This window comes from Capsulimonas sp., from assembly GCF_039929585.1.
Lineage (GTDB): Bacteria > Armatimonadota > Armatimonadia > Armatimonadales > Capsulimonadaceae > Capsulimonas.
Window position 1 is genome coordinate 1 of sequence record NZ_JBDSQY010000210.1, and the last position, 6,413, is coordinate 6,413.

Annotated in this window: 4 protein-coding genes; 1 reads left to right on the plus strand and 3 read right to left on the minus strand. The window is 59.9% G+C overall.

Annotated elements, in window-relative coordinates; translation table 11 throughout:
* Nucleotides 1–116: 116 nt before the first annotated feature.
* A complete protein-coding gene (locus tag ABIZ35_RS15465) occupies nt 117–2,774 on the minus strand; it encodes a glucosidase (RefSeq protein ID WP_348220819.1) in 2,658 nt (885 codons plus the stop codon).
* 141 nt (nt 2,775–2,915) lie between these two features.
* Here ABIZ35_RS15465 and ABIZ35_RS15470 point away from each other — a divergent pair, with 141 nt between their 5' ends.
* Nucleotides 2,916–3,782 (plus strand): SDR family oxidoreductase, encoded by an 867-nt coding sequence (locus tag ABIZ35_RS15470; RefSeq protein ID WP_348220820.1) that lies wholly within the window; start codon nt 2,916–2,918, stop codon nt 3,780–3,782.
* 55 nt (nt 3,783–3,837) lie between these two features.
* Here ABIZ35_RS15470 and ABIZ35_RS15475 read toward each other — a convergent pair whose 3' ends face one another.
* Nucleotides 3,838–5,787 carry a methyl-accepting chemotaxis protein gene (locus ABIZ35_RS15475; protein ID WP_348220821.1) on the minus strand — a complete coding sequence of 650 codons (1,950 nt, stop codon included), beginning with the start codon at nt 5,785–5,787 and terminating at the stop codon, nt 3,838–3,840.
* Between the two features lie 63 nt (nt 5,788–5,850).
* A complete protein-coding gene (locus ABIZ35_RS15480) occupies nt 5,851–6,330 on the minus strand; it encodes an endonuclease domain-containing protein (RefSeq protein WP_348220822.1) in 480 nt (159 codons plus the stop codon).
* Nucleotides 6,331–6,413 lie beyond the last annotated feature (83 nt).

Consider the following 6,413-nt stretch of genomic DNA (forward strand, 5'->3'; position numbering starts at 1 on the left):
GATTATGTAACCCACGCAGGTGGGTTTCTGCGCTCATGCAGGCGCGGTTTTAACCGCCGGCCGCTTTATTCGACGGTCCCATTAACACCGTCCCCATTATTTGAAATAAATCGCCTCTACTCCCCGCTCTGCTGCATCAGCTTCGCTACCAGCCCCGTCCATCCGGTCTGATGGCTCGCCCCGATCCCCGCGCCGTTGTCGCCGTGGAAGTATTCGTAGAAGAGGATCAGGTCCTTCCAGTGCGGGTCGTTCTGGAACTTCTCGGCGTAGCCGTAAACAGGACGGCGGCCGGATTCGTCATGGGCGAAGAGGTGCGTGAGGCGGTGGGACAGCTCGGCGGCGACTTCCCAAAGGGTAAGCATGTGACCGGAGCCGGTGGGACATTCGATCTTAAAATCGTCGCCTAAATAATAGTGGTACTTCTGAAGCGACTCGATGATCAGATAGTTGATCGGCATCCAAATCGGTCCGCGCCAGTTGGAGTTGCCGCCGAAAAGTCCATCGGTGGATTCGGCGGGCTCGTAATCCACGCGGTGCTCGACGCCGTCCACCGTGAAGATATATGGATGATCCTTGTGATATCGCGACACGGCGCGGATACCGTAGGGCGACAGAAACTCGTCCTCGTCCAGCATGACACGGAGGATTGCGCGCAGCTGGCTGGGCGACACAATCGAAAGCAGGCGGCGCTCGCTGGTTCCGGGGGTCTCCATACAGGCGATGTTACGCATCAGGTCCGGCCGATGTTCGACAAACCATTCCATACGGCGATGGAAACCGGTCAGCTTGTCCAGAGCATCGGATTCCAGGGTTTCGACGGCGAAGAGCGGGATCAGGCCAACGATGGAGCGGATCTTGACCGGCATACGCTGACCGTCGGGGAGGTGCAGCACGTCGTAGAAGAAGCCGTCTTCACGGTCCCACAGACCCTCGCCCTCAGAGCCAAGGCTGTTCATCGCTTCCGAGATGTACAGAAAGTGCTCCCAGAACTTGCTCGCGACATCTTCATACGCCGGGTTTTCCTTGGCCAGCTCCATGGCGATCGCCAGCAGATTCAGGGTGAACATCGCCATCCAGCTGGTGCCGTCGCTCTGGTCGAGATGGCCGCCGGTCGGCAGCGGCTGGCTGCGGTCGAAGATGCCGATATTGTCCAGTCCCAAAAACCCGCCCTGGAAGACATTACGACCTTCGGGATCCTTGCGGTTCACCCACCAGGTGAAGTTCAAAAGCAGCTTGTGGAAGACGCGCTCCAGGAAGGGACGGTCGGGAGAACCGAGCCGCTTTTCCTCCATCTTGTAGACCCGATACGCAGCCCAGGCGTGGACGGGCGGATTGACATCGCCCATCGCCCATTCGTAGGCGGGCAGCTGACCGTTGGGGTGCATATACCACTCGCGCACCATCAAGGTCAGTTGATCCTTCGCGAACTCGGAATCGACCAGGGCCAGGGGAATGCAGTGGAAAGCGAGGTCCCAGGCGGCGAACCAGGGATATTCCCATTTGTCCGGCATGGAAAGGATATCGGAGCTATAGAGATGCCCCCAGTCATGGTTGCGCCCGTGCATGCGCGACGCCGGCAGATTGGAATACCCGGGATCGCCTTCCAGCCAGCGCTGCACCTCATAGTGATAGAACTGTTTGGACCAGAGCATACCCGCGAGCGCCTGCCGCATCACCTGGCGCGCATCCGGTGACAGAGTCCCTGGGATGACGCCTGCGTAGAACTCATCCGCCTCCTGAATGCGCGCCGCGAACATGGCGTCAAAATCTATTCCCAGCGGGTGATTCGAATCGGCTTTTAGCACTTCATTGGTGAAGCGTAGGGTAATGCTTTGACTGCCGCCGGGCTCCACGGTCAGCATGTATCGCGCCGCCGCCTTAGTGCCGATCTGAGCGGGGTTGACGGCTTCTTTGTGGTCCCCGACGATACAGCGATTGATCCCATCTTTGACGAAATGGGGACCGCCGGGCGGCAACCCCAGGCGGTGGCGGTTAGTGTCGTTCTCAGTGAACATCAGGGAGGGGGCGCCGGCGCAGTACAAACGGCGCTCGCCGTAAGTCGGCTCTTCGAGCAGAATCACTTTGCGGCCGGCAACGCCGTCGTCTTCGAAGCGCAGCGCGGGACGCTCCGCATCGGCGTCTCCCCACGCCCAGGTGTTGCGAAACCAGACCGTCGGCAGCAGATCGATCGGCGCGGCCTCGGGGCCGCGATTGTGGGCGGTGATCTTGATGAGGATATCTTCGACGCCCGCTTTGGCGTACTCCACGACGACATCGAAGTAACGGTCTTCGTCGAAGATCCCCGTGTCCAAAAGCTCGTACTCGGATTCGTGCTTGGCGCGCCGCATGTTGACATTTGTCAGATCGGCGTACGGGTACGCCGACTGGGGGTACTTATAGAGGAACTTCATGTAGGAGTGGGTCGGCGTGGAGTCGACGTAGAAGTAATACTCCTTCACATCCTCCCCATGATTGCCCTGAGTCCCGGTCACGCCAAAGAGGCGCTCCTTCAGGATCGAGTCCTTGTGGTTCCAAAGCGCCGGCGCGAAGCAGATCTTTTGATGGCGGTCGCAGATTCCCCCCAGACCGTCCTCGTTCCAGCGATACGCCACCGAGCGGGAAAGATCGTGCGAAAGATAGTCCCAGGCCGAGCCGTCGGTACTGTAATCTTCGCGCACCGTGCCCCAGGCGCGGTCGCTCAGATAAGGCCCCCAGCGCTTCCAATGCGCGGTGCGCTCCCGCGACTGTGCGAGACGGATTTCTTCAGCGTTCAATCCCAGTACTTCCTCTCCGGCTAATGGTTGACATAGTACCCCATCACGCCCGCCGAGACTTTCACATGTCCGCGCGTGTTCTTTAGGAATGGATTGTCCGCGCGCGCGGCGTATACTATGGCGTGGAGGAAATACAATCACATGGCGGCAACGATTTTAATTACCGGCGCAAACGGTACGGTGGGAAGCGATCTAACGGCGGAGCTGGCGAACCAGGGCGTCAAAGTACGCGCGGGGGTGCGCTCCAAGCTGCGCGCGCGCAATGTCATGGCGTACGAGCCGGAACTCGTGGAGATGGATCTCACGCGCCCAGACACGTTTGCCGACGCCCTGTATGGGATTGAAAAACTCTTTCTGCTGACGCCGTTCACCGGAGGAACGACGGAGATCGTGCAGTCACTGGTGGACGCGGCGAAGGCGGCGGGCGTCTCGCATATCGTACGCCTTTCGGCCTACGGCGCCGACGCTGACCCGGGGATCACGCTCGGCCGCTGGCACCGAGCCGAGGAAAAGATCGTGCAGGCGAGCGGCGTCCCCTCTACGATCCTGCGTCCCAATGGCTTCTTCCAGAATTTCGCGGAGAACGATGTCCGTTCGATCAAGACACAGAACGCGATCTACTCGCCCGTGGAGGACGGCAAGGCTAGCTTCGTGGACACGCGCGACATTGCCGCCGTCGCCGCCAAAGCGCTGACCCAGCCCGGCCATGAAGGCAAAATCTACCAGATCACCGGCCCCGAGGCGATTTCTTATACTCAAATCGCGGAGCAGCTGTCCGCGATTACGGGGCGCACGATTAATTTCGTACCCGTGCCGGGCGAAGCGGTTCGCGACGGCATGGTCGCCGGGGGCGCTCCCGAGATACTGGCCGACGCTCTGGTGGAGCTGTTCCAGCTTTACGAAGATGGCTACGCGGCGCGAGTGCTGCCCACAGTCGAGGAGATCACGGGCAAACCCGCGCGATCATTCGCACAGTACGCCGCAGACTATGCGGATGTGTTCGCTTAGGACAAACGCCCCGGCCCCAAATTCTGGGGACCGGGACGTAACGAGGAGCGTCTTCCTACGCCGCGCGCGACATCGACAGCTTGGGGGCCGATGGAGCGCCGTCGATCACGAAGCGTTCGACAGCGGCTTCAAGGTCGCCGGCGATGGCGGAGAGCGCGGACGAGGAGGTTACTAGCCGCTCGATGGACTGGGTCTGCTGCAGCACGGCGTCCGCGACGACGCTCGCCTGCGAGGAGACTTCCTTGGCGGAGCCGCTCATCTCCCGAGCCGATGCGCTGCTTTGCTCCACCACGGCGGCCACTTCGTCAATCGCCTGACTGACGCGGTCAGAGGTCGCGGTCATCTTATCAGTCGCGTCATAAATACGCCGCACACCGGTTGTCACGACCTGGACGACGTCCTGGATCTGCCGCAGGGACTGGCCCGCTTCCTCAGCGAGCAGTGTGCCGCGCTCGACTTCGTGGGCGCCTTCCTGCATCACCGCGACTGCTTCCGCCGTGCGTTTCTGCACATCTTCGATCAGCCTGCCGATATCGCGCGTTGCACTGCTGGAGCGCTCGGCGAGCTTGCGAACTTCGTCGGCGACCACCGCGAAGCCGCGTCCGGCCTCTCCGGCCCGGGCCGCTTCGATCGCCGCGTTCAACGCCAGGAGATTGGTCTGCGAGGCGATGTCGTCGATCGTCGCCACAATGCCGCCGATCTCCTGCGAAGACGCGCCCAGCGCCACGATTACGGCGGCGCTCTGGCTGACGGTGTTGCGGATCATATTCATGCCGGCCACTGTCTGCGAGACAGCGGCGGCGCCGCTCGTGGCGGCGTCGATGGCCTGCCCGGCGGCCTGCGCCGTCGTTTGAGAGTCGCGCGCCACATCGTGCACCTGCACGGACAGCTGCTTCACGAGATCAGCGCCTTGCGCCAGGGAAGTCGCCTGCATCATGCTGCCCTGCGCCACTTCGTTGGCGCCGGCGGCGGAGTTCTCGCTAGCGTGCGCCACCTCCTGGATGGAGACGCTGATCTCACCGGACGCGCCGCTGACCTGCTGCGCCGCTCGGTCCAGCGTCTGCGACGTCTGCGCCACATCTGACGACGACTGCTGCAGCCGGCGAACAAGCCCAGACAGCGATTCTTGCGACTGATGGAAGGAAGCGATCGTCAGCTCCACCTGCTCCAGCATTCCATTGAACGTTCCCGCCATATGACCGAATTCGTCCCGGCTGCTTAGCGTAAGCGGCTTCGCGCCCTTTTGGACCCGTACGGTCAGATCTCCCCGCGCCATCGCCTGCACCGCTTGTCCAAGCCCAGTCAAGCCGTTCTGATGCAGGACCTTCATCCCTTCCGAGACTTCAGCCAGGGTGCGAGTGATATAGCGCGTAATGAAAACTCCAGCAAACACGCTCAACGCAAACGCAAGGATCGACAAACAGACAATCGATTTGAGGCCATTGGAATAAGATTGACTCGACGTGTGGTCATCCCGGACACTGCTGTCGTGATTAGCCGACGCCATGGCGTCGAGATCCTCACGCAGCGTATTGAACGGCGCCAGCATGGGGCCGTTCATAATTTTCATCGCTTCCGCTTCTTTATCGGCCTGTCCCAGCGCCATCACTCGATGATGCATGGCCATATACTCAGACCATTCGGCCTTCACCAGATCGAACGCTTTGCGGTCCGCTGGCTCGGCGATGGTTTCTTCGTATGCTTTGAGGTTGTTATCTGTTTCCTCTAGCTCGGAATTCATTTCTTCCTCGGTCGACTTCTCCTGGGCTTCCTCGACACCGGAGAGGTAATTGTATTCGAAGAGGCGGACCTGACGAAAGTTATCGCCAAGAGCGCCGACGAGCTCCGACTTCACGAGATTGCTTTCGACAATATGGGTGGTGATCTGGTTGAGCTGAGTCAGCCGAACGATGGAAACAGCGCTCAAGATCAGCGTGAACAGAAGACACAACCCAAAGCCTCCTCCAAGCTTTGAACCTGTCTTCAAGTTAATGAACCAATTCATGTATGCAATCCTTATCTCTCATGGGGACGGACGAGCCGATTAATTACGGGTGGCGAGCGCCCTTCAAATTCCATTATGGCGATAAGGCGGTAAAGCCTCAGGGGGATCGAGCTTTCTGAGACCGTCTTGAGGAACAATCGGCGCGCCTTCGCACTTCCCGCAGTCCGCCATCGCTTGATGGCATCGGATCTCGATCTTGGCGAGGACATAATTCGGCCTCGCCAGCACGTCCGCATTCGTGACGCGCAGGATACTCAAACCGGATCGTTCGAAGAAGCGCTGACGGTCTCGGTCGTATTCCTCTTGCGTGTCATGCACTCCCCCATCGACCTCGATCACGAACTTCAGCGCATGGCAATAAAAGTCGGCGATGAAGCCGTCAATGACGTGCTGGCGCCGGAACTTTAGGCCCAGCATGCGATGCCCGCGCAGATGACCCCATAGCTTTGCTTCGGCGGCGGTCGGATTGCGGCGCATTTCGCGGGCAAGCGACCATTTGATTGGAGTTCCCGGCGTGCAGATTGATGATAGATTTCGGTTCATAACGGCCTCATTTCTTGAGATATTAACGACACTCACCAGGGTCTTATAAAACCGGAAGGACTCGTTCAATAGTTTTCATATTC